General features: G+C 34.2%; 23 protein-coding genes and 1 rRNA gene. 17 read left to right on the top strand and 7 right to left on the bottom strand.

Annotation, left to right across the window (positions count from 1 at the left end; genetic code table 11):
* Positions 1-21 precede the first annotated feature (21 nt).
* The 9 genes from rrf (at position 22) to BM227_RS10115 (ending at position 7,813) form a co-directional block, all read left to right on the top strand.
* A 5S ribosomal RNA gene (gene rrf, locus BM227_RS10155) occupies positions 22-137 on the top strand.
* Positions 138-316: 179 nt separating this feature from the next.
* Complete coding sequence (locus BM227_RS10150) at positions 317-1,264, top strand: AAA family ATPase (protein ID WP_092913590.1); 948 nt, start codon at positions 317-319, stop codon at positions 1,262-1,264.
* A 9-nt stretch (positions 1,265-1,273) separates the two neighbouring features.
* A complete protein-coding gene (locus tag BM227_RS10145; RefSeq protein ID WP_245757056.1) occupies positions 1,274-2,110 on the top strand; it encodes a DUF58 domain-containing protein in 837 nt (278 codons plus the stop codon).
* A complete protein-coding gene (locus BM227_RS10140; protein ID WP_092913588.1) occupies positions 2,110-2,511 on the top strand; it encodes a hypothetical protein in 402 nt (133 codons plus the stop codon). The genes BM227_RS10145 and BM227_RS10140 overlap by 1 nt, the downstream gene beginning before the upstream one ends.
* On the top strand, positions 2,501-3,400 hold the full coding sequence (locus BM227_RS10135; protein ID WP_092913586.1) for a VWA domain-containing protein: 900 nt from the start codon (positions 2,501-2,503) through the stop codon (positions 3,398-3,400). Before BM227_RS10140 ends, BM227_RS10135 begins: the two co-directional genes overlap by 11 nt.
* Positions 3,397-5,019 (top strand): vWA domain-containing protein, encoded by a 1,623-nt coding sequence (locus tag BM227_RS10130; protein WP_092913584.1) that lies wholly within the window; start codon positions 3,397-3,399, stop codon positions 5,017-5,019. Before BM227_RS10135 ends, BM227_RS10130 begins: the two co-directional genes overlap by 4 nt.
* Positions 5,003-6,427: a BatD family protein gene (locus tag BM227_RS10125; protein WP_092913582.1), complete on the top strand. Its 1,425-nt coding sequence runs from the start codon at positions 5,003-5,005 to the stop codon at positions 6,425-6,427. The genes BM227_RS10130 and BM227_RS10125 overlap by 17 nt, the downstream gene beginning before the upstream one ends.
* A gap of 62 nt (positions 6,428-6,489) precedes the next feature.
* The gene (locus BM227_RS10120) at positions 6,490-6,957 is read left to right on the top strand and encodes an NfeD family protein (protein WP_092913580.1); all 468 of its coding nucleotides are present in this window, start codon (positions 6,490-6,492) and stop codon (positions 6,955-6,957) included.
* A gap of 1 nt (position 6,958) precedes the next feature.
* Positions 6,959-7,813, top strand: a complete 855-nt coding sequence (locus tag BM227_RS10115; RefSeq protein ID WP_092913578.1) for an SPFH domain-containing protein — start codon at positions 6,959-6,961, stop codon at positions 7,811-7,813.
* Here BM227_RS10115 and BM227_RS10110 read toward each other — a convergent pair.
* Positions 7,808-8,635, bottom strand: coding sequence for a prephenate dehydrogenase (locus BM227_RS10110; protein WP_092913576.1), 828 nt, complete (start codon positions 8,633-8,635; stop codon positions 7,808-7,810). The two genes, BM227_RS10115 and BM227_RS10110, sit on opposite strands and share 6 nt — an antisense overlap.
* A 127-nt stretch (positions 8,636-8,762) precedes the next feature.
* Between BM227_RS10110 and bamA the strand changes: the two genes are divergently transcribed.
* Entirely contained in the window at positions 8,763-10,979 is a 2,217-nt protein-coding gene (bamA, locus tag BM227_RS10105) for an outer membrane protein assembly factor BamA (RefSeq protein WP_092913574.1), read from the top strand.
* Between the two features lie 12 nt (positions 10,980-10,991).
* Here the strand turns inward: bamA and BM227_RS10100 are convergent, their stop codons facing one another.
* The 6 genes from BM227_RS10100 to plsY all read right to left on the bottom strand — a co-directional run bounded on the left by BM227_RS10100 (position 10,992) and on the right by plsY (position 15,904).
* Positions 10,992-12,455, bottom strand: a complete 1,464-nt coding sequence (locus BM227_RS10100) for a Ppx/GppA phosphatase family protein (RefSeq protein ID WP_092913573.1) — start codon at positions 12,453-12,455, stop codon at positions 10,992-10,994.
* Positions 12,455-12,706: a YfhL family 4Fe-4S dicluster ferredoxin gene (locus tag BM227_RS10095; protein ID WP_092913571.1), complete on the bottom strand. Its 252-nt coding sequence runs from the start codon at positions 12,704-12,706 to the stop codon at positions 12,455-12,457. Before BM227_RS10095 ends, BM227_RS10100 begins: the two co-directional genes overlap by 1 nt.
* Positions 12,707-12,793: 87 nt before the next feature.
* On the bottom strand, positions 12,794-14,110 hold the full coding sequence (locus BM227_RS10090) for a sensor histidine kinase (RefSeq protein WP_092913570.1): 1,317 nt from the start codon (positions 14,108-14,110) through the stop codon (positions 12,794-12,796).
* A gap of 70 nt (positions 14,111-14,180) precedes the next feature.
* A complete protein-coding gene (gene hsrA, locus BM227_RS10085) occupies positions 14,181-14,864 on the bottom strand; it encodes a homeostatic response regulator transcription factor HsrA (RefSeq protein WP_092913568.1) in 684 nt (227 codons plus the stop codon).
* Between the two features lie 81 nt (positions 14,865-14,945).
* A complete protein-coding gene (locus BM227_RS10080) occupies positions 14,946-15,281 on the bottom strand; it encodes a dihydroneopterin aldolase (RefSeq protein WP_092913567.1) in 336 nt (111 codons plus the stop codon).
* A complete protein-coding gene (gene plsY / locus BM227_RS10075; RefSeq protein WP_092913565.1) occupies positions 15,278-15,904 on the bottom strand; it encodes a glycerol-3-phosphate 1-O-acyltransferase PlsY in 627 nt (208 codons plus the stop codon). The genes BM227_RS10080 and plsY overlap by 4 nt, the downstream gene beginning before the upstream one ends.
* Before the next feature lie 151 nt (positions 15,905-16,055).
* Here plsY and nadA point away from each other — a divergent pair, with 151 nt between their 5' ends.
* The 7 genes from nadA (at position 16,056) to BM227_RS10040 (ending at position 22,717) form a co-directional block, all read left to right on the top strand.
* Complete coding sequence (nadA, locus tag BM227_RS10070; protein WP_092913563.1) at positions 16,056-17,048, top strand: quinolinate synthase NadA; 993 nt, start codon at positions 16,056-16,058, stop codon at positions 17,046-17,048.
* Positions 17,045-17,866 carry a carboxylating nicotinate-nucleotide diphosphorylase gene (nadC, locus tag BM227_RS10065; RefSeq protein WP_177202039.1) on the top strand — a complete coding sequence of 274 codons (822 nt, stop codon included), beginning with the start codon at positions 17,045-17,047 and terminating at the stop codon, positions 17,864-17,866. The genes nadA and nadC overlap by 4 nt, the downstream gene beginning before the upstream one ends.
* 5 nt (positions 17,867-17,871) lie before the next feature.
* Positions 17,872-18,927, top strand: coding sequence for a flagellar biosynthesis protein FlhB (gene flhB, locus BM227_RS10060; protein ID WP_092913561.1), 1,056 nt, complete (start codon positions 17,872-17,874; stop codon positions 18,925-18,927).
* Positions 18,928-18,949: 22 nt separating this feature from the next.
* On the top strand, positions 18,950-19,897 hold the full coding sequence (locus BM227_RS10055; RefSeq protein ID WP_092913595.1) for a DHH family phosphoesterase: 948 nt from the start codon (positions 18,950-18,952) through the stop codon (positions 19,895-19,897).
* Between the two features lie 23 nt (positions 19,898-19,920).
* Complete coding sequence (gene pgp6, locus BM227_RS10050) at positions 19,921-21,294, top strand: peptidoglycan metallopeptidase Pgp6 (protein WP_092913559.1); 1,374 nt, start codon at positions 19,921-19,923, stop codon at positions 21,292-21,294.
* 72 nt (positions 21,295-21,366) lie between these two features.
* On the top strand, positions 21,367-22,251 hold the full coding sequence (gene lpxC / locus BM227_RS10045) for a UDP-3-O-acyl-N-acetylglucosamine deacetylase (protein WP_092913593.1): 885 nt from the start codon (positions 21,367-21,369) through the stop codon (positions 22,249-22,251).
* Entirely contained in the window at positions 22,232-22,717 is a 486-nt protein-coding gene (locus BM227_RS10040) for a hypothetical protein (RefSeq protein ID WP_218147946.1), read from the top strand. The genes lpxC and BM227_RS10040 overlap by 20 nt, the downstream gene beginning before the upstream one ends.
* The last annotated feature ends 78 nt before the right edge of the window (positions 22,718-22,795 follow it).

The raw sequence follows: 22,795 nt of genomic DNA, 5'->3' as shown, positions 1-22,795 counted from the left end.
GGTTGTCTTACCCCTCTTTGTCTCGGTGCCTATAGCGAGGGGGTCATACCCGGTCCCATCCCGAACCCGGAAGTCAAGCCCCTCTGCGCTGATAATACTGCTCCCTTCGGGAGTGGGAAGGTAGGTCGGTGCCGGGTCGGAGGTTTTCCTTCTTACGTCTCTCCTTCATTTTATTTTATATTAAACAGCAATAAATTTTAATCAAACCAAAATACTTATAATCCCTGCTTTATATTCACTCTATTTTTGTCCATTAATTACTCTTTTATAAACAATTTCTAGCTACAATCTTATTAGTCTTTTTTATGGAGTTAGTATGGAAAACGTTGTTGATAAGATACGTAGTGAAATAAAAAAAGTAGTTGTTGGTCAAGATAAGATGATAGATGGGCTGTTGATTGGTTTAGCCTGTAGTGGACATATATTACTTGAAGGTGTTCCTGGTTTGGCAAAGACAACTACAGTTAATGCTTTATCTAAAGCTCTTGGTCTTAATTTTAAACGTGTTCAATTTACTCCTGACCTTTTGCCCAGTGACATTATTGGTGCAGAAATTTATGATCCTAAAAATAATAGTTTTAAAATAAAAAAAGGTCCAATCTTTACAAATCTTCTTCTTGCTGATGAGATTAACAGAGCTCCTGCAAAAGTTCAGTCAGCACTTCTTGAAGTAATGCAAGAGAAGCAGGTTACTATAGGTGATGAGAGTTTCAAAATAGACCTTCCTTTTCTTGTACTTGCTACACAAAACCCTGTTGAACAAGAGGGTGCTTATAATCTTCCAGAAGCACAGCTAGACCGTTTTATGATGAAATTGGTTGTCGGGTATAATACACCTGAAGAAGAGTTGAAGATTGCCAGACGTGTTGCTAATGAAGCCTTGGGAGAGATTAATAAAGTTGCCTCTAAAGATGATATTTTTAAAATGAAAGAAGAAGTTAAATCTATTCATATTGACGAAGAGGTTGAAAAATATATAGTTGATCTTATTTTTGCTACCCGTGAGCCTAAAAATTATGGGCTAGAGTCAATTGAGAAGTGGATTATGTATGGGGCAAGCCCTCGAGCTTCTATTGATCTTTATAAAGCTAGTCGTGCTTGGGCATATCTTCGTGGAAAGGATTTTGTCTCTCCGGTTGATATTGCATATGTTGCTAAAGATGTTTTGCGTCATCGTATTATTATGAGTTATGAGGCTGAAGCTGAAGAGATTAACTCTGACTATATCATTGATAAAGTTCTTGAAACAGTTGCTATTCCATAAGGCAATTAAGTGAATAAACGGCTTAAAACTCTTTTGATAAAAACTAAACGGCAAGTCTTTTCTGAAATGGTTGGAAACAACCCATCTCTCTTTCATGGTGAAGGGTATGATTTTAGTGAGCTTAGAGAGTATAGAATAGGTGATGATATTCGTAAAATAGATTGGACTATTACAGCTAAACTACAAAAGCCATATGTTAAGCTATTTCATGAAGAGAGAGAACTGAGCATAGTTGCTGCCTGTATGATGGGTGGAAGTCTATTTTTTGGAACAAAACGAATTAAGCAAGAAGTTGTTACTGAAGTTGCTGCAATAGTTGGGTATTCTGCTGTAAAAAATAGTGATCTATTTACCGGAGCAGTAGTATCAGAAAAAGTAGAAAATATTGAGCGTCCAACTAAGCGTATATTTGGTGTAAATCGATTTATTGAAAAAGTTGATTCGTTTAATCTGCTTGGCAAACAGACAGATTATCAAGATGGTTTACAACAACTCTTTTCTCGTATAAAGAGACGAAGTCTTATCTTTTTAATTGGAGATTTTTTAGCTCCTGTTGATATTTCACTACTTAGTCGCAAGCATGAAGTTATAGCTGTAATAGTTAGAGATAGATTTGAAGAGCAACCTTTACCACTGGGAGATGTTCACTTGGTTGATCCAGAGACAGGTGCAACGATTAATACCAATTTTGGCAAGGGTAGTGTGGCTAAATATAAAAAGTTGATTATTGAAAATGAACAGGCACTATATCGACATTTGAATAAGCATCGAATACGATTTATAAAAATCTATACAGATGAAGATCCATTTGGAAAGCTTGTAAAACTATTTGGAAAAGGTGTATAGTGAATCCGCAAGAGTTGCCTATTCGAGATATAAAACCGTTGCTTCCTATTCCCGATATCTCTATCTATTTTTTTATTGTTATTGTAGGTATTACAATAGTAGTTTTTATTGCTGTTTTAATTTTTATTTGGAAGTGGTGGCAAAAACATAAAACTAGTAATCCTAGAATAGAGTGGTTAAGAGAACTTGATAGAATGGACTACTCTAATTCCAAAAAAGTTGCCTATATTATGACAAAATATGGCAGATTACTAGCAGAAGATAAAAGAAGAGAAGAGATACTTGAGCAGTTAATTCCTCGTTTAGAAAAGTATAAATATAAAAAAGATGTTCCACCTCTTGATGATGAAACAAAACGATATATTAAACTATTTATAGAGATGAGTCACGATGCACTTTGAGTATCCTTGGGTTTTTATTTTTTTGATTCTCTTTTTATTTTGTGAGAAAAAGTGTCCATTGAGACTTGATCTGCTCTATTTTCCTCATATTAACAGAGTTGCAAAGGTTTCAAAAAAGCGTAGTTTAATGCAAGCTTTTAAATGGATGGCATGGAGCGGTCTTGTTGCAGCACTTGCCTCTCCGGTAATAGAGAAAGAGTTTACTCCATCTCACTCTTTAGGGCGTGATATGGTACTTATTATCGATGCCAGCCGCTCAATGGATGAAGGATTTTCTATATTAAGGAGTGAGAATAAGTTTGAGACACTCAAACTCATCTTAAAAAACTTTATTGAAGCCCGTAAATATGATCGCTTAGGTCTTATTGTTTTTGGAGAGTTTGCTTATATTGCTTCGCCGGTAACTTTTGATCATGCTGTTTTAAAAGAGATGATTCCTTATCTTGAAGTAGGTATGGCTGGTGAAAGAACAGCAATATATGATGCAATTGCTATGGCTGCTAAACTGTTGAAAAATTCTGAAGCAAAAACAAAAGTTGCAGTTTTATTGACAGATGGACGAAACAGTGCAGGTAAAATTCCTTTGCAAATTGCCAAAAAACTTCTTAAACAGTATGGAATTAAACTATACACTATAGGTGTTGGACGATTAAAAGATTATGATCCGATTCTTTTAAAAGAGTTAGCTAAAGATACAGGAGGAGAATTTTTTTCTGCTGAAAATCCAGAAATGCTAAAAAAGGTTTATGAAACAATTAACAAGCTTGAGCCATCATTGGTCAAACAAGAACCTGTTATAGAAATAACCTATCTGTATATTTATCCTCTATTTGTTGCCAGTTTGTCACTTCTGTTTTATCTTTTTTTATTGAATCGGAGTGAAGTATGAGATTTCTCTATCCTGAATTTTTATATCTTATGCTGATACCGGCTGGAGTATTGATCTATCTCATTAGTACAAATAGAGATGCATTAGAGCGGATTTTTGAGCCAAAAACACTTGAAAAGCTTCGAATTAGTGGAGATGGACTTGGTAGAACAGGACATAATGTATTAATTTTTATAGCTTTTTTCTTTATGACACTTGCTTTGGCTCAACCTGTTATTGAAAAAGGTGAAGAAAGGGTTAAAGTGAGTGGTACTGATATTGTGATTGCTATTGACCTCTCCCTTTCTATGCAGGCACGTGACTTTTTCCCAAATCGTCTTGCTTTTGCCAAGCAGAAGATAAAAGAGATTCTCCCACAATTACCGGCTGGAAGAGTAGCAATAGTCGGCTTTACCTCTGCTTCATTTATAGTAGCCCCTCTTACAACAGACAAAGATGCATTAAATTTTTTATTGAATCGTTTAAAGTCTGAAACGATTACTGCTAAAGGTACAGATCTTTTAGCTGCCATAAAGGGGAGCATTAAACTATTAAAAAACAGTAGCTCTAAAACATTGCTTCTTGTAACAGACGGAGGAGATGTAGAAAATATTGACCCCATTGTAAGCTTGCTAAAAAAAGAGAGTGTTCGTCCAATTATCTGGATGGTTGCAACACAAAAAGGTGCACCTTTGCCTATGGAAAAATTTTCTAAAAAATCTAAAGATTTAGTTTTAAGCAAAGCAAATAGAAGACTAAAAAGAGTTGCAGATGAGTGTGACGGACTTTATGTAGAAGCTACAATTTCACAAAGAGATGAAAAGAAAATTGAGGAGTATTTAAAACAACTTTCCAATGTATCGAAAACATATGAAAAGGTTGTAAACAAAAGAATTCAACTCTTTTACTATCCTCTCGCACTAGCACTTTTAATTTTACCGTTTGGTATATACTCAATTGGGCGTGGCAGTCAATCTGCTCTTTTACTCTTTTTTATCTCTTTGTCTTATCAAAAAGTTGATGCAGGTATACTAGATTTTCAGTTAATTGAAGATGGCAAAAAGACTTATAAAGAGGGTGATTATAAAAGAAGTGTAAAAGCTTTTGAAGAGTTGTCAATTCACAATCCCAGAAGTGAAGTATGGTTTAACCTTGGTAATAGCTACTATAAAAGCGGCAGATACAAAATGGCGTTAAATGCATATTCTAAGGTTGTTACCAAAGATTTGAAAATAGAAAAAGCAAAATTATATAATATGGCAAACTGCTATGTGAAATTAGGAGAGCTTGAAAAGGCTGCTCTGTTTTATCAAAAGGTTTTAAAGCTTGGTAATGATGAGGATGCAAAGGCTAATTTAGCTTTAGTTTTAAAAGCACTTAAAGAGAAAAAAAAGCAAGATAAAAAATCTTCATACAAAGGCAAAAATAAAGAGAAAAATAGAAACAAGAGTTCATCAGAAGCTTCAGTTTCAAAAGAGAACAGTAGTAAACCAGGAGCTTTAAAAAATAGAGTAAAAAAGAGAGAGTTAAGTCAAGCAGAAGAGAAGAAGTGGATGCAACTTATAGAAAATCAGCCTTTAAAGTCAAAACTATATCCGCTTACACCACCTGAGAGTAAAGAAAATGTTAATCCGTGGTAGTTTAATTATTTTATTTATATTTTCTTCTTTTTTGTTTGGTGCAGGAGTAAAAGCTAGTATTGATGAAAATCCTATTATAGCTGGTGAATCGGTTGAATTTGCTATTGAGGCTGAAGGTGAACAGGTTCAATTTCCAAAAATAGAAAAAATTGGTGAGTATAGAGTAACTGCTGAGGGGAGTCAGCGTTTAGAGAGATTTGAAGATAATCATAATATTGTAAGATGGATTAAGCTCTATGCATTTACTCCAAAAAAGAGTGTAACTATACCATCATTTGACGTTTTCGTAGATGGTAAAAAAGCAGTCACAGAGCCTATATTTGTTCAAGTTAAGACAAATAGCCAACAACACACAAATGATTTTTCTATTCAGATTATTGCAGACAGAGCTGAAGCCTATATTGGTCAGATGGTAGATGTAAAAGTGCTTTTTAAAGAGAAAAGAAATGTTCCTGTTATGAATGTTGACTTTGTACCCATTAAGTTTGAAGATTTTTGGGTAAAGAGAGTTGGAAAAGAGAAGCTTTATCCTGAAGGTGACTATCTTGTTCACGAGATTCACTATCTATTTTTTCCGCAAAAGGCTGGTGAACTAACGATTGGACCTGCTGAAGTAAAGGTAGCAGTTGCTAAAAAGATGCGTGATGCTTTTGGGTTTATTGTTCGTAAGCCAAAGTGGTTTACTATTGCATCATCTTCTTTGAAACTGACTGTAAAACCGTTGTCGCAAAATGTAAACCTGATAGGCAATTTTAAGCTTATAGTACAAGCAGAACCTAAAAGGGTAGAAGCAGGTAAGCCGGTAAAGCTTGTTGTACGTGTTGAAGCTGAAGGGAATATAGAGGATTTTAATCTTCCAGCGTTGCATATTAATGGGGTAACTATTTATAGTGAAGAGCCTAATTTAGAGCAGAGTTACAGCCGTGGTATATATAGCGGCAGTTGGGAGAGAGAGTATGTTTTGATTGCAGAGAAATCTTTTGTAATTCCATCTTTTAGTTTGAAATATTTTGATCCAAAAATAGAAAGAGTTAAAGAGGTAAAAACCAAACCTATAGAAGTAGAGGTCATAGGTGATTCTATTCAGCAAAAAAGCAATCTTAATAAAGTTGAATCAGTGAAACAGTTTAAGGAAGAGAGGGAAATGTCGCTTTTTTATCTATTGATTCCATTTTTAGCTGGTATGGGTTTTATGTATCTTCTGATGAGATTAAAAGGTGTTATAAATTTAGATAAAAATAGTTCTAAACCAAGCAAAAAGCAAGATATGCTACAACAGCTTTTGCCTTATCTTCAAGTTTCCAAAGAGGCATATGATCTGGCAGAGAGATTCTCTTCACCTGACTACAATATCTCCAAAGGCGATAAAAAAGAGTTTGAAAAGTTAATGAAAAGATATAAAAACTAAATTATCGTGCAATCTATTTTTACTTTTGTGTGTTATCCTGCCGAAATTTTGAAAGGTAGGAGATGGAGTATTTTGCTGAAAATATCTTTTGGTGGCACTGGATTGTTCTTGGTATAGTGTTAATAGCATCTGAGATAATACTGCCAAGTTTTATCATAATCTGGTTTGGTATAGCGGCAGTAATTGTTGGGAGTATTGACTATATATTTCAGACAACATTTACAAATGAGCTCTTTTTATGGGCAATATTTTCAGCACTTCTACTCGGAAGCTGGTTGAAGTTTTTTAAAAGAGATGAGATAGTCTCAAGAGTAGGGCAGTCTGAAGGGGAGTATAAAAATACCTCTGGAGTAATTACTGAAGATCTTAATGATGGACGATTTAGAGCCCATTTTGAACTTCCTATACTGGGTGACAGAATCTGGATAGTTGAATCTCAAAATAGAGAAAAACTATCTGTTGGCGATAAGATCAAGGTGTCTAAAGTTTATGGACAGATAGTTAAAGTTTTTAAAATAGAAGGAGAGTAGAATGCCTCAATTTTCAATAGCAATTGCACTTGTAGTAGCACTCTTTGTAGTAGTGCTGTTTAGTGTTAGAATAGTGCCGCAAGGTGAAGAGTGGGTTGTCGAGAGACTTGGCAAATTTAAAAAAGTGATTAAACCTGGTTTGAATATTATAATTCCGTTTATCGATTCGATTAGAGATAAGATAACAACAAGAGATATAATTTTAGATGTTGCAAAACAGGAGGTAATTACAAAAGATAATGCTGTAATTATAGCCAATGCAGTAGCTTTTATGAAGATTACAGATCCGGTAAAAGCTCTTTATGGTGTTGAAGATTTTAAATTGGCTATACGTCATATTATCATGACAACGCTTCGTTCAATTATAGGTGAAATGAAACTTGATGAGGCTCTTTCCAATCGTGAAATGATAAAGACAAGACTTAGAGATCAGATAGTAGATAATGTAGCTGACTGGGGAATTACTGTTAAAACTGTTGAGTTGCAAGACATCATTCCTAGTTCAACAATGAAACAGGCTATGGAGCAACAGGCTGCAGCAGAGCGTGAAAGAAGAGCTATAGAGACAATAGCGGAAGGTAGAAAAAATGCTATGATTCTTGATGCAGATGGAAAGCTTGAGTCTGCCAGACGAGAGGCTTTAGCTCAAATAAGATTAGCAGAAGCTTCAGCAGAGGCTATAAATAGTATTACATCATCCATCAAGGGAGAGCCGGTAGGTGCAATGTTCTTGTTAGGAGATAGATATATTAGCACTTTAAGAAAGCTCTCAAAATCTGAAAATAGTAAATTGATTGTCTATCCAGCAGATTTGCAAGAGTCTATTAAAGGAATTTTTAGAAATTTTAAATTATAGAATATCGTGCAATTTGTTAGCATCTTTCATCCAATTATGAAGAGACTCCCACTCTTCATTGTTGATGAGCTCTCTGCACCGTTTTAACTCCTCTTCAAAATGATCCATTGCTTCCAAGAGATTTTTCTTATTCTGTTTAAAAATCTCTTCCCACATAACTGGTGAACTCTTTGCAAGACGGCTCATATCTCTAAAACCGCCTGCTGCTAAGATAAGTATGTTTTTGGCATCCTCTTGTGCCATTACCGCATTGGCAAGAGCATAACTAATTGCATGTGGAAGATGGCTAATGTAAGCTGCGTGCCTATCATGCTCTTTTGCATCCATAGTTACTATCTTCATACCTATCTCTTCAAATATTCTCCAGGCAGTATTACGCTGATGTTCACCACTCTCATCTAAATTGCAAAGCACAACAATTTTATCTTTGTATAGATTTTTTAAGGCGGCAGTTGGACCAAACTTCTCTGTACCTGTCATTGGGTGAGCTGCTACAAAATTTTTGCGAATTTGAGTAGGAATATTTTCTACAATTTTTGCTTTTGTGCTTCCAAGGTCTATGATTGTAGTATTAGGCGGTATATCAATAAGATTTTTTAAAGAGTTTATAATTCCCTCAACTGGTATTGCCAAAAAGATAACATCACTCTGTTTAAGCCCTTCCAAGTCTACTATTTCATCTACTAAATTGAGTGAAACGGCACTTTCGCAGTGTGACTGATTATGATCAATACCTACAACTTTGTCAATAAATTCTAAATTTTTTACAGCAAGTCCCATAGAACCGCCCATTAAACCGAGTCCTACAATTCCTACTACCATTTAGAGACCTTTTTGTAAATTTGATGCCGGATTTTATCTAAAGCTCGGTTTAATAGAGTTTAATCCAAAAGATGATAGACTTTACAGTTTTTAAGATTATGTACTGTTTTTAGAGGAAAATAACACTATGAAACGTTTGCTTCACGCTACACTACTTACTACTGTTTTACTACAAGCGCAAGAGATAAAATCAATAAAATTTGATGGTTTAATACATTTGTCACCAGATATTGCTAAAGAGATCATTGATATGCAAATTGGTGAAGATATAGATATTGAGAAAGTAGACCAAGCTATTAAAAAGCTATATGCGCAAAAATATTTTAAAGATATATGGGTTACTGAAGAGCGAGGTGTTTTAACGTTTCATTTTACTGAGAAGCCTGTAATATCGCAGGTTGAGTTGAGTGGTTATGGTGAAAATAAAAAAGATGAGATATTGTCACAAATTGGCTTGAAAAAAGGTGATATCTATGATGAAGAGCGTATAGAAAAAGCTAAAGCTACTCTTCTTGGGATAGTTGAACAAGAAGGATATTTTGATACCGTTGTAGAAGTAGATACCAAACCACTTAAAAATGGAAGTGTCAAAATAGAGTTTGCAGTCAATAAAGGTGAAAATATCATTATTGAAAAATTAAATCTTTGTGGAGCAAAAAGTTTTAGTAAAGGTGATCTTGAGTCTGTAATGGCAAATAAAGAGCGCGACTTTATGGGTTGGTTGTGGGGATTTAATGATGGAAAAGTTAAAATAGACCAACTACAGTATGATGCTCCACGTATTCGAGATTTTTATATGAGGCATGGATATTTAGATGCTCAAATTGATGATCCTTTGCTAAGAGTAGATTTTAATCGGTACAGTGCCATTTTGGATTATAAAATTACTGAGGGACCTGTTTATGAGGTTAAAGATATTAAAATAGTTTTAGAAGATCCTGTTATTGATGTTAAAACACTTGAAGAGGATTTGAAGCTTCGTAAGGGTGAAGTGTTTGATATTGAGCAGATGCGCAAAGATATGGAAAACATCAAGAAAAAGATTGCAGATATAGGGTATGCATATGTACGTGTAATCCCTGACTTTAAAAAAGATCCAAAGAACCATAAAGTTGTTTTGAACTATATGGTAATTCCTGGAAATAAAGTATATATTAAAGATGTAATCATAACCGGTAATAATAGAACACTAGATAGAGTTATACGAAGAGAAGTATACTTGGCTCCAGGTGATACATACTCTCTAACTGATATAAAAGATTCTAAATCAGCATTGATGCGTACAGGATATTTTGAAAGTGTTGTAATAGATGAAAGACGCATAAATGACCATGAGATGGAGTTGGTTGTAAATGTAAAAGAGACTCAAACCGGTAATATTATGGTTGGTGGTGGATACGGAAGCTACGATGGTTTTATCATAAATGCTTCAATTAACGATCGTAATGTTTTTGGAAGTGGTATAGCACTCGGACTTAGCTTAGATTTCTCCAAGCATCGAAGTAACTTTAATTTTAGTATTACAAATCCTAGAGTTTGGGATTCTGATTATAGTGCCAGTGTTAATCTATTTAACTCTGTATATGAGTCATATGACTATACGCAAAATAAGAAGGGTGGGTCTCTGACAGTTGGGAAAAAGATTGCAAGATATTGGAACTCTTCAGTAACTTATCAATATTTTACAACTGAACTAACTGGGATGGACCCTACTTATCCTGATTTTGCTCTTTATGATGGCAGAGCATTTACTACCAGTGCAATAACTCCTGCAATACGTTTTAATAATACAGATGACTACTATATGCCTAGAGAAGGTATGATTTTTAGTGCAAGCAGTGAATTTGCAGGACTTGGCGGTGATGCTAAGTTTAATAAAAACTATCTAAGGTTTGCTACCTATAAGGGCTTGGAAGATTATATAAACTATGATTTGATTTTAAGATATAAAGCACAGGTAGGTTTTATTCCTTGGGATCAAAATTTGCCTGTAAATGAAAAGTTTTTTATGGGAGGGATTCGATCTGTTCGTGGATATCAGTCAGGATCGATATCTAGAAAAGATGAAAATGGATATCTGCTTGGTGGCAAATATATGTTTTCTAACTCTGTAGAAGCTAGTATACCATTGATTGAGTCAGCAAAAATGAGACTCTCATTTTTCTTTGATTATGGAATGATAGGAGAAGATGCTTTTACTGATGAAAAACGTGCAGGAACGGGTGTTGCTATTGAGTGGTTCTCTCCAATGGGACCAATTAACCTAATATTTGCAAATCCTTTGATGAGCAAAGAGGGTGATCAGACATCTAGCTTTGAATTTACAATGGGTACACAGTTTTAACTGTACCCATTGTTAAGAGAATAAAATAGCAATTGATGCAGGTTTTTCCAACTCTTTAATTCGCTCTTTTGCAAGATAGTTATCAAATGGTGTATCTATGTTTAAAACCCCATTTTTGTATGTAACACTCACTTTACCTTTTTCCCTGCTAAAATGTATTGTTTGTGATAGTGATACAATGTAACTAAGCCAAGAGAGTGTTTTATCATCTGGCAACAGTTTTTTATATGGACGAGTAAAACTGTTTTTTGGCAATCTGCGTTTATTGAAGCGTATAAGAGTTGCTATTAAAATCATCTCTTCGTGAGTAAATCCGTAGTTAAGATTATTCATAATCATATAAGCACTATGTTTATGATATCCGTAGAAATCTAGCCCTATACCTATTTGAGAAAGTTTTGCAGCTATTTTTATATGTTTTTTTGCATCATTAGGAAGTTTGAATGGTTCTTGAAGAGCATTAAATATAGCTTCTGCTGTTGAAGAGATATTTGCAGCTAGTTTTGTATCTATAGAAAAACGATCCTGCAAACTTCTAACACTAGGGTTAAAGTTATGAGGAAATAGATGATTACTGTTTCTAAGAAGATCACTTAAAAACAGTCCCTCTCTTACTCCTACTCCACTGCTAATTACATTTTGAGCACCGATTTTTTCTAACAGATTCCAAAAGATAAGAGCTCCTGGTCTAATTGTATCTAAACGATCTTTTTTTATTCCAATTTTTTTAAGTTTCATTATTGGTGATTGCGATACTTTTTGAATGAACTTACCTTCATCCTTAATTGAAAAGCTGAAGGCATGTACTTTTTCTATTGGATGCTCATTGCGTTGCATTATAGCTTTCGCAATTGCACGTATTGTACCGCCAATACCAATTGCTTGTTTAGATTTAAATGTTTCAGGAAGTTTTGCAAGAGTATGGTTTATGTATTCTTTTGCATCTTCAATAGGTAGTTTTTTATCAAAAAAGAGCTCTTTTAGTCTTACTGTTCCAATATCTAATGAAAAGGTTTCTACAATACGTCTATTTTGGATGAGTGCTAGTTCTGTAGAACCACCGCCAATATCTATGGTAATGCCGTCAGTTATTGGTAAAAGATTTGCAGCAGCCACTCCTCCAAGCCAAGCCTCTTTTTTACCATCTATAACTTTTATTTTAAGTCCTAACTCTTTTTCAACTCTTTTGAGAAAATATTTTTTATTTGGGGCATCTCTAACTGCTGAAGTTGCAACGCAAAGAATTTTATGTGTTTTATAGCTGCGTGCTATTATTAAAAATTGAGATAGAGCAGAAATGGCTCTATCTATGGCTTCTGATTGCAGATGACCGTTATTGTCATAGGCTCCCTCACTAATACGTACACGACTTCTTGTCTCATTAATCAGATGGAAACCAAAACGGCTGGTTCTTTCAAACACCACCATCCTGGCGGAGTTAGACCCAATATCAATGATGGCGGTGCGTTTTGCCATTATTGTTCGTTCTGTAGATGCTCAAATTTAAATTTTAGCTCTTCAACGCTTTCAACATTATCTGGATCCGGAATAATACAATCAACTGGGCATACTGCAATACATGCTGGTTCATCATAGTGCCCAACACACTCTGTACATCTGTCTGGATCTATAATATATATAGGATCACCTTCTTCAATTGCTCCGTTTGGACATTCATCTCTACATGCATCACAAGCAATACACTCATCAGTAATCATCAATGCCATATTGTAACCTTCCGAATTAAATTTTTGTGATTTATATCCTATGTAACCTTAGTCAAACATTAAATAGATATTTCTTTATCTCTTTAGTTAATTTATTGGAAGCTCACATTGTGGTGTTGTAGTCAAAATTAGTGTTGCTACAGCTCCACTTTTTCCATCTTTTCTATTTTTAATTGATATATGTGCCCCCATAGCGTCAGCTGCTGATTTAGCTAAAAAGAGTCCTAAACCAGCTCCTGGTGCATTCCCTAATCTTTTGAACGGAGCAAATAGATCGATACTCTCATCAATTCCTGGACCCTCATCAATTACTTCTATCTTTATTTTATTTTCATCATATTGTCTAGTTTTTAATATGATTTTTTTACCCTTTGGAGTAAATTTAATAGCATTTTGAAGAAAGTTTTGAATTATTTGATTAAGAAGAGTTGTTTGTATACAGCCAACAACACTTTTTGGTTGCAGATCAAGTTTAAGTGTTTTATTTTCAGATTTTGCTAAAAGTGCAAAATCTTCACCTTTTTTACGAATAAAGTCAATTATATCTATAGTTTGTGGCAATTCAAAATGCGCTCCTTCTTGACGACCTATCTCTAAAATTGAGCTTATCATTTGATTCATTTCTAAAATGGTCTTATTTGAAAGTTGAAGTGCTTCAATATACTTTTCCGGTTCACGCTTTTTTATTAGTGTTACATCATTTTTTAATTTCATTACATTTAAAGGTGTTTTCAGTTCATGTGCTGCGCCAATAAAAAGCTCTTTTTGATATTTAACAAATGTTTGAATTCTGTTTATTAGTTTATTGATAGATTCACCAAGAGGTACAAACTCTTCGGGCAGAGTTTTTGTATCGATTGTTGTAAGAAAGTTTTCATTTAAAGATGATAATTTTTTTGTCAATCTTGTAATTGGCACTAGAAGCATAGCAGAGAGACCAAATGCATATAGAACAATAAGAATAAGACTGATAAGGTTAATAATAATAATTGACCTAAGTATTTTTTTAAGCATACTGCTTACATTTGTTATATCTTTGCTGACAAGCAGATAAGTTTGAGATTTTAAATTGTATGGGTATATTAAATCAATAAAATATCGACCATTTGATTCACGTTCACGCCATTCAATAGAACTGTAAAATCGATGAGGAGGAGGGATCACTTTTGCAGTAATTTGCAAGGCATTTTTTAGGTTTTTAGCATCAATCTTCTCTCCCTCTTCATAGTCTGGAAATGTTTGTACAATATATCGTGCTTGTTTGACAAGCTGTTGTGACAACTCATCATAAATTGACTGCTTGATATAAGCATATAGCATGGTTGAAAATATAATAAGAAGTATAGAAGATGCTATGATTAATTGTGTAAGAAACTGATTTCGTATGGATCGATTAGCAACCATTTGGTGCCTTTATTGAAGGATGGAGTAGAGGGAGATATCTTTTTCTCCCTCATTATTGTAAAGTTTTATTTTATTGCTCTTCGCTATTTTTTTGAGGATAGCAAAATCGGTAGCCGCGTCTGCGAACAGTTTCAATTGTTTGAATACCTAAAGGTTTGTCCATTTTTTGTCTGATTTGATTAATTGCTACTTCAATGACATTTGGAGTGACCAATTCAGGCTCTTCCCAAATTGCGTCAAGAAGTTGCTCTTTTGATACAATTTCATCTCTGTGTCGTGCAAGATGTGTAAGAACTTCAAAAGGTTTACCTTTAAGTTCAATCTCTTTGCCTTTGTAAACGACTTTCTCTTCTTGTGGATTAATGCTAAGAGAATCAATCTCTATTACATTGCTTCCACCAAATCTAAGGCGTGCTTTAATACGAGCAATAAGGATATCAAAATCAAAAGGTTTTTTAATATAGTCGTCAGCACCTGCTTCAAGAGCCTCAATTTCACTCTCTTTGTCATCACGTGCAGATAGAATAATAACAGCAGTTTTTGGATTGTTTGCCTTAGCTTTTTGGATTAACTCCAAACCACTACCGTCTGGTAACATCCAATCTGCTAAAATCAAATCATAGTTACGGATATCGAGATAATAATCTCCATCTTTGAAGTTTTCTGCCGAATCTGTTTGATAATTGAACTCGTTTAACCCTTCTGAAAGAGTTTTGTTTACTGTGGTTTCATCTTCTACAATCAGTATACGCATAGTTAGCAGTCCTTAGGGTGTAAAATTTAAGCAGGATTATAGCATATTTTTAGATTTATTTAAACTCTATTTCAAAAAAAATTAAAGAAAGGTATGAAAATCAGTTACTGAAACCCTGCAGTTAGGCATAATATCAGGTTTGCAAATAGTGATTTTCATTGTTTCTATTTGAGGGAATTTATCTTTTAAAAGCGGAAAAAGTCTCTCTAAAGCATCTTCAATAAGAAGGAACTTTTCAGATTTCATTGTTGACTCTATTAAAGAAGCTACTTCTGCATAATCAATAAAGTTAGCTTCTTCTTTTTTATACGTATATTTTATTTCACACTCAACTTCTATGCGTTGAGGAGATAGACGCTCAAAATCAAGAATACCTATTATTGCCTTAAATGAAAGGTTTTGAATAGAAATGGTCATGCTACACGTTTCTCTTGACCTTTAATAAGACGAATGATATTTGGTATATGTTTATAAACTACAATAATAGAAATAATCCATATAGGTGCATGTGAGTAGATATTTGGAATTTCTGGGTAGATAACATAGCTTGCAATGATTAGAGCAGCTAATGCACCGAGTGAAGCTAATGAAGATATTCGTAAAGTTTTACCCAGTATAAACCAAACAACAAGTGCAATGGCTGTTACATCAGGTAACATAAATGCCAATACTCCGACACCTGTAGCAACACCTTTGCCTCCTTCAAACATTAAATAAGGGCTAAAGCAGTGTCCAGCAACGGCAAGAACGGCAATTGCCCATAGTGTCGCATCAGGCATTCCCATAAATTTTGCAACTAAGAGTACAGCAATACCTTTAAATGCATCAAGAAGTATTGTTGCTATTGCAAGTTTTTTTGCTAATGTCGGGTTTTTCTCTTTTACAACACGAAGAACATTCGTTGCTCCAATACTTTTGCTGCCGCTCTGTTTTATATCTACATTGGCAAACATTTTTGCCAGTATCAAACCAAATGGTATTCCTCCAACTAGATAGGCTACAAGGAAGAATATATTGTTGATATTGTTGAAAAATTCCATTGACTCTTCTCTTTATGGTAAAATTAGGACCAATTATAGAGTAAAAATGGTTATAACGCTATTAAAAGCTTGATTTTATTGCATTCATGAAAGGTTTCAGTAGATAGTATTTTGCTGAAGTCTCTTTCAAGCTAAAAAGGAGATTTTATTTATGGAACAAAATGAATTGAAAGAGAAAATTCTTGAATTAAAAGAGAAGTTGCCTGTAACACTTGTTGCACACTATTATCAGCGTGATGAAGTGTTTGAATTGGCAGATATTACGGGAGACAGTCTAGAGCTTGCACGAAGATGTAAAGCAGATAACAATGAATGGGTTGTATTTTGCGGTGTTGGCTTTATGGGACAAAGTGTAAAGGTAATAGCTCCACAAAAGAGAGTGGCTATGCCAAAAATTGCTTGTTGTGCTATGGCAAGAATGATTGATAGTACTTACTATGATGAGTCTGTAGCATTTATGGAAAAAGCCGGAATTAAAAAAGAAGAGATTTTGCCAATTACATACATTAACTCTAGTGCTGAAGTTAAGGCAAAAGTTGGTGAAATGGGTGGAATGGTATGTACCAGCTCTAATGCTTATAAAATCATAGAAAAGGGACTTGCCAGCGGAAAAAAGATTCTTTTTGTTCCTGACAGATGTTTAGGACAAAATATTGCCAATATGATGGGATTGAAATCGTGTGTTATAGGCGATGGAAAAGATCCTAATGAAGCAGATATTATCTGTTATGACGGATTTTGTTCAGTGCATCAGCTATTTACTGTTGATGATGTAAAGTTTTATAGAAAACGATATCCAGGTATAAAGATTGCAGTTCACCCAGAGTGTGATCCAGCAGTTGTAGCTGTCAGCGATTTTTGCGGTTCTACAAGTCAGCTTATTAAGTATGTCAATGAACTTCCTGAAGATCAGAAGGTTGCAGTAGGGACTGAGTATAATCTTGTACATAGAATGCGTGATAAGAATACATATGTTCTATCTTCTACAAAACCTGAGTGTCCTACAATGAATGAAACTACATTAGAAGATGTATATAAAACCCTGAAAGAGATTGAGAAGGGTGAAGTTGTTAATGAGATTTTTGTAGATGAAAATACAAGAAAATGGGCTAATATTGCTCTTGAAAGAATGTTGGAACTATGATAATCCAAGAGTTTGTAAAAGAGGTCTTACTTGAAGATATTGGGCGTGGTGATCTGTTTGGACGGGTAGCACCCAGAAAAGAGGCGACTGCTCAGGTCATTGCCAAAAGTAATGGTGTTGTAGCTGGTGAGCCATATCTTGAAGCTTTGGCTGAGTTTTGCAATCTAGATCTCTATTGGCATAAGCGTGATGGAGAATATTTTGAAAAGGGTGATATAATTGTAAAAATAATAGGTTATGCTGCAGATTTGTTAGCAGCTGAACGTACACTTTTAAATATGCTTTTACATGCTAGCTCTATAGCAACTCAAGTTCAAACTTATGTCAAAGCTTTGGAAGGTACCAACGTTTTATTGCTAGATACACGCAAAACTCGACCGATGCTTAGAAATTTTGAAAAGTATGCAGTAAGAGTTGGTGGAGCAGTAAATCACCGTATGGGTCTTGATGATGCTTTGATGCTTAAAGATACACATATGAGTCTAATAGATAATCTTGAAGAGTTTATTGCCCTTGCAAGAAAGAAAATTCCTTTTACTACAAAGATTGAAATAGAGTGTGAAAGTTTAGAAGCAGCCATAAGGGCAATGAATGTTGGAGCAGATATTGTGATGTGCGACAATATGCAAGTTCAAGAAATTAGAGAAGTCGTGAATTATCGCAATGAAAACTTTCCTGGTGTATTGCTTGAAGCTAGTGGTAATATTACTATAGAAAATATCCGTGATGTAGCAAACAGTGGTGTAGATGCAATAAGTTCAGGCAGCATCATACACCAATCACGCTGGATTGACCTTTCAATGAAGATAGTTACCTGAGTTAAATGGCTGACGATTTAGAAAAAACTGAAGAACCCACCAGTAAAAGGATAGAAGATGCTAGAAAGGAGGGTAATGTTCCCAAAAGTGTTGATACTTCTGGATTCATTACCCTTCTTGTAGCAGTAGTTGTAACTTGGGGGCTTTTTAGTTGGATTTTACAGCATTTACAAGGATTATATCACTACTATATAAGTTTTATTGGGTATGACATTACTTACGATATGCTGGTAGATATGACAATTCATACCCTTCTTGAGATTGGAATGATGGTAATGCCAGTAGCACTACCTGTAGCACTAGCGGGATTAATTGCTGCTTGGATGCAGTTTGGATTTTTATTTACAACCAAACCTCTTGTTCCAGATTTTGGAAAATTAAATCCAATTAAGGGTTTTAAAAACCTTTTTTCTTTAAAGAAACTGATTGAAGGTGTAAAAATAACACTCAAAGTTGGTGCAGTTTTTACGGCAGCTTTTACAGTATTTTTAGGTTTTATAGAAGAGTTGCAGAGCATAATACGTGCACCTTTGCCTCAGCAACTGTTATGGCTTTCTGACAGAGTAGTTATATTGGCAATGGTAATGTTAGCTCTTTTGCTTGTTTTGGCTTTTATAGATTTGGCATTTGTGCGCTATAACTATTTTAAGGGTTTGCGCATGTCCAAGCAAGAGGTTAAAGATGAGATGAAACAGATGGAGGGTAATCCTGAAATAAAAGCAAAAATTAGACAAAAAATGATGGAGATGTCAAGAAAACGTATGTTGGCAGAAGTGCCAAATGCTGATGTTGTTATTACAAACCCAACACATTTTGCTGTTGCTTTGCAATATAAAGAGAATGAGGGGAAAGCTCCTAAAGTAGTTGCAAAAGGAGCTGATTTGGTTGCACTAAAAATCAAAGAGATTGCTCGCGAACATAACATACAAATTGTAGAAAATCCTCCACTTGCCCGTGAACTTTATAAAAATGTAGATATTGAAGAGGAGATACCGGAACAGTTTTATCAGGCAGTTGCTGAAGTATTGGCTTTTGTTTATAAAGCGAATAAAAAAATATAGTTTTTTAGATAAAATAATGCCGATGAATTACAATAATGCTAAAGAACTAATTGAAAAATCTTCATATATTACAATTGTTGGTCACATTAATCCAGATCCTGATACATTAGGTTCAGGGCTAGGTTTATGGTGGGTTTTAAAAAAACTGCAAAAAAGAGTTGATGCAGTTTATGTATCTAGACCTTTGCCTCAGTTTTTATCGTGGATGCCTGGATTTGATAAAATCAAGTCTGCAATATCTGATAAAACAGATTTAATTATCAGTGTAGACTGTGGAAGTTTTGATCGTTTAGGAATAGATATACCTTTGGGAGTTAAACTTATAAATATTGATCACCATCAAAGCAATAGTAATTATGGTGATATTAATATTATTGAACCTGAATTTGCAAGTGCTTCAGAGGTAGTTTACAAACTTGTTTCTATTTCAAAGTGGCCTATGCCAAAAGAGGCAGCTGAAAATTTTTATACTGCTCTTGTAAGTGATACAGGCTTTTTTTCATATGAAGGAGTAGATAAAAGAGTTTTTGAGTTTGCCAAAGAGTTGATTGAGTATGGTGTTAAACCAGATGTTATAGCCCGTAATCTCAAAGAGAATGAACCATTAAGTAAATTAAGGCTTCTCCCGTTAGCTTTGCAAACACTTAAACTATATTTAAATGCTAAAGTTGCAGGGTTAGAAGTTACACAAAAAATGTTTGAACAAAGTGGTGCAACTGTAAATGATACAGATGACTTGGTAAACTATGCACGTTCATTAGCTACTGTTGAGGTTGGTTTTCTAATCAGAGAAGAGAGCGATGGCTCTTTAAAAGTTTCATTAAGAAGCAAAAACTATGTAAATGTTTCAAAAATTGCTGAGAGTTTTGGAGGAGGGGGACATGTTAGAGCTGCAGGATATACTGTCAGAAATATAACTAAAGATAATCTAGTAAACTGTTTATTAGATAAAATAACTAAAGAATTATAAAAATTAAATAGGAGATTTTAATAATGAGACAAAATAAAAAAGGGTTAGGTACTTCTCTTTTACTGCTTCTATTCCTTTCTATTATAGGTGGTGTTGTCTATTTAGCAAATTCACCAATATTTGAAAGAGTTCCGCCTAAAATATCTGTACCTTCTTCACTCTTTTGGAATTTAAAGCAGCCACTGAAAGTTCATTTGTCAGATAGTAGTGGAATACGCTCATATAAAGTTATTTTAAACGATGGAAAGAGTGATTTTACAGTTTTGGATGAAAAAGTCCAAAATCCACAACAAGAACTTGATATTGCGGTGCAGTTGCCAAAAGCAGGATGGGACAGGCGTACAAAAAGTGCAACTATGACTATTATTGCAACAGATGGTAGTCAATGGAACTTTATGAAAGGCAATGAAAGTACCAAAAGTGTAAAAATAACAATTGATTCAAAACGTCCTCAGGCTTTTGTTTTATCAAACTCATATAAAATTGTAAGAGGCGGCAGTGCCATTGTTGTATTTGGTGCAAAAGATGAGTATCTGGATAAAATTGAAGTTCATACAAATTTTGGTAAAGTTTTTAAACCAGAGCCTTTTTATAAAGATGGATATTATGTCGCATTGATAGCCTGGCCTGTAACACAAAAAAGATTTCGTGCTTGGGTTGAAGTTACTGATCTTGCAGGTAATAGAAGCAAAGCTCATATACCTTTATATGTAGAAAACTATCGTTATAGGCACTCTAAGATAAAGTTGAAAAAGAGATTTTTAGAGGGTAAGATAGCAGATTTGTCTACTGAGTTTGATGAAACTGCAAGTATAAGTGATCCATTAAAACAGTTCAAACTCATTAATGAAACAGTCAGAGAAAAAAATGAAGACTTAATACATTCTCTTAGTAGTAATGTGTCAGATGCATTAATTAAACACTGGAATATTAAACCTTTTTATCCATTAAAAAATGCAAAAAAAGTAGCTAGTTTTGGTGATCATAGATTTTACTATTATAATGGTAAATTAGTAAGTGAATCGTATCATTTGGGATTGGACTTAGCAAGTGTAAAGATGGCAAAAATTAAGAGTTCTAATCCTGGAAGAGTAGTTTTCTCAGGATACAACGGGATTTACGGTAATATGCCTTTAATTGACCATGGTTTGGGACTTTATACGATTTATGGACACTGTTCTACACTGTTGGTAAAAGATGGTGATGATGTTTCACGAAATAGTGTTATAGCAAAGACAGGAAAAACTGGTTTAGCACTAGGGGATCATCTTCATTTTGGTGTTATAGTGCAAGGAGTTGAGGTCAGACCTATAGAGTGGATGGATGGACATTGGATTCATGACAATATAAGTCAGGTAATGAAAGTTGCAAGGAAAATGATAGATAGAAGAGAATAATAATTTAATTTATGGTATATTAGTTTATTAAAGCTTTATTTTTTAATGCAGATATAAGGGTTATAAAGAATGATAAAACAACGAACTATTGCTAAAAGTGTAGATAGTGTTGGTATTGGGTTGCATAAAGGAAAGCCTATAAAATTACGATTAGAACCACTAGATGTAAATAGTGGTATTCTATTTTATCGTGAAGATCAAGGTGTTACAATTCCACTCCATCCTGATAATATTGTAGATACACAAATGGCTACAGTAATTGGAAAAGATGGAGTTACTGTCTCTACCATAGAACATTTTCTTTCAGCCCTATATGCATATGGCATAGATAATTTGCGTGTTGTACTAAATGACAATGAAATGCCTATTATGGACGGTAGTGCTGCCAGTTTTTGTATGATGCTTGATGAAGCAGGTATTGAAGAGCAGTCAGCAGGAAAGAGAATTTTACGCATTAAAAAAACTATTAAAGTTTCAGATGGAGACAAATATGTCTCTTTACACCCTTCAGAGAATGCACTCTTTGATTTTACAATTCGTTTTAATCACCCTGTTATAGCTGAACAACATAGACGTTTTATATTTTCAAAAACCAATTTTATAAATGAAATATCACGTGCTAGAACATTTGGTTTTTTAAAAGAAGTACAATACCTTCGCAGTAAAAATTTAGCACTTGGCGGTAGTTTGGAGAATGCAATAGTTCTTGATGACAACAAAGTTTTGAATCCTGAAGGTTTACGCTTTGATGATGAATTTGTACGTCATAAGATTTTGGATGCAATAGGAGATTTAAAGGTATTGGGTATGCCAATTCTAGGTGAATATAAAGCTTTTGCTGGAAGTCATGATTTGAATCATAAATTGACAGTAGCATTGCTTAAAGAAGTTGATGCATATGAAGTTATAACATTAAAAGTAAACGAGAGTTTGTCATTTGCAAAAAGCTTTGCCTAATAAAAAAGAAGTAGAACTACTTGTAATAGGTGTGACATCGCCACTGCTTGTTGGCTTGTATGAAAAAGGTTTGTTAATAGAGTCTTTTGAGAGTAAAGAAAAAACATCCAAAGCATTACCTAAAATATTAGATGAAGTAAGCAAGCATTATAATTTAACTAGACTCTATTATGCAAAGGGTCCAGGTAGTTTTATGGCTATAAAAGTAACATATGTTATGCTTAAAACTTTCAGTATAGCATTGAAAATTCCTCTGTTAGCTTGTGATGCATTTGTTTTTAATGATAATAAGCCAATTAAGGCAATAGGAAAAAGTTGTTTTATTAAAAAAGATGGTGATATCATAATCCAAAAAAACTGCAGTGATGCAGAGATGACTTTTAAACTTCCAGATAGATTAGATAGAACCTGCTTTAATGGTAGCAGTGAACCACTTTATATTCTTCCTGCCAGCCAAATCCAATGAAATTTAAAACTAACCTTAAACATATTCTTGCTCAAAAAGCTCTGCTGTAAAGTTATCGTCATATTTGCAAGTCCTTTT

Source organism: Hydrogenimonas thermophila, from assembly GCF_900115615.1.
Taxonomy (GTDB): Bacteria; Campylobacterota; Campylobacteria; order Campylobacterales; family Hydrogenimonadaceae; genus Hydrogenimonas; species Hydrogenimonas thermophila.
Note: the sequence above shows the minus strand (reverse complement) of the source record. Positions and strands in the feature narration are given on the sequence as shown.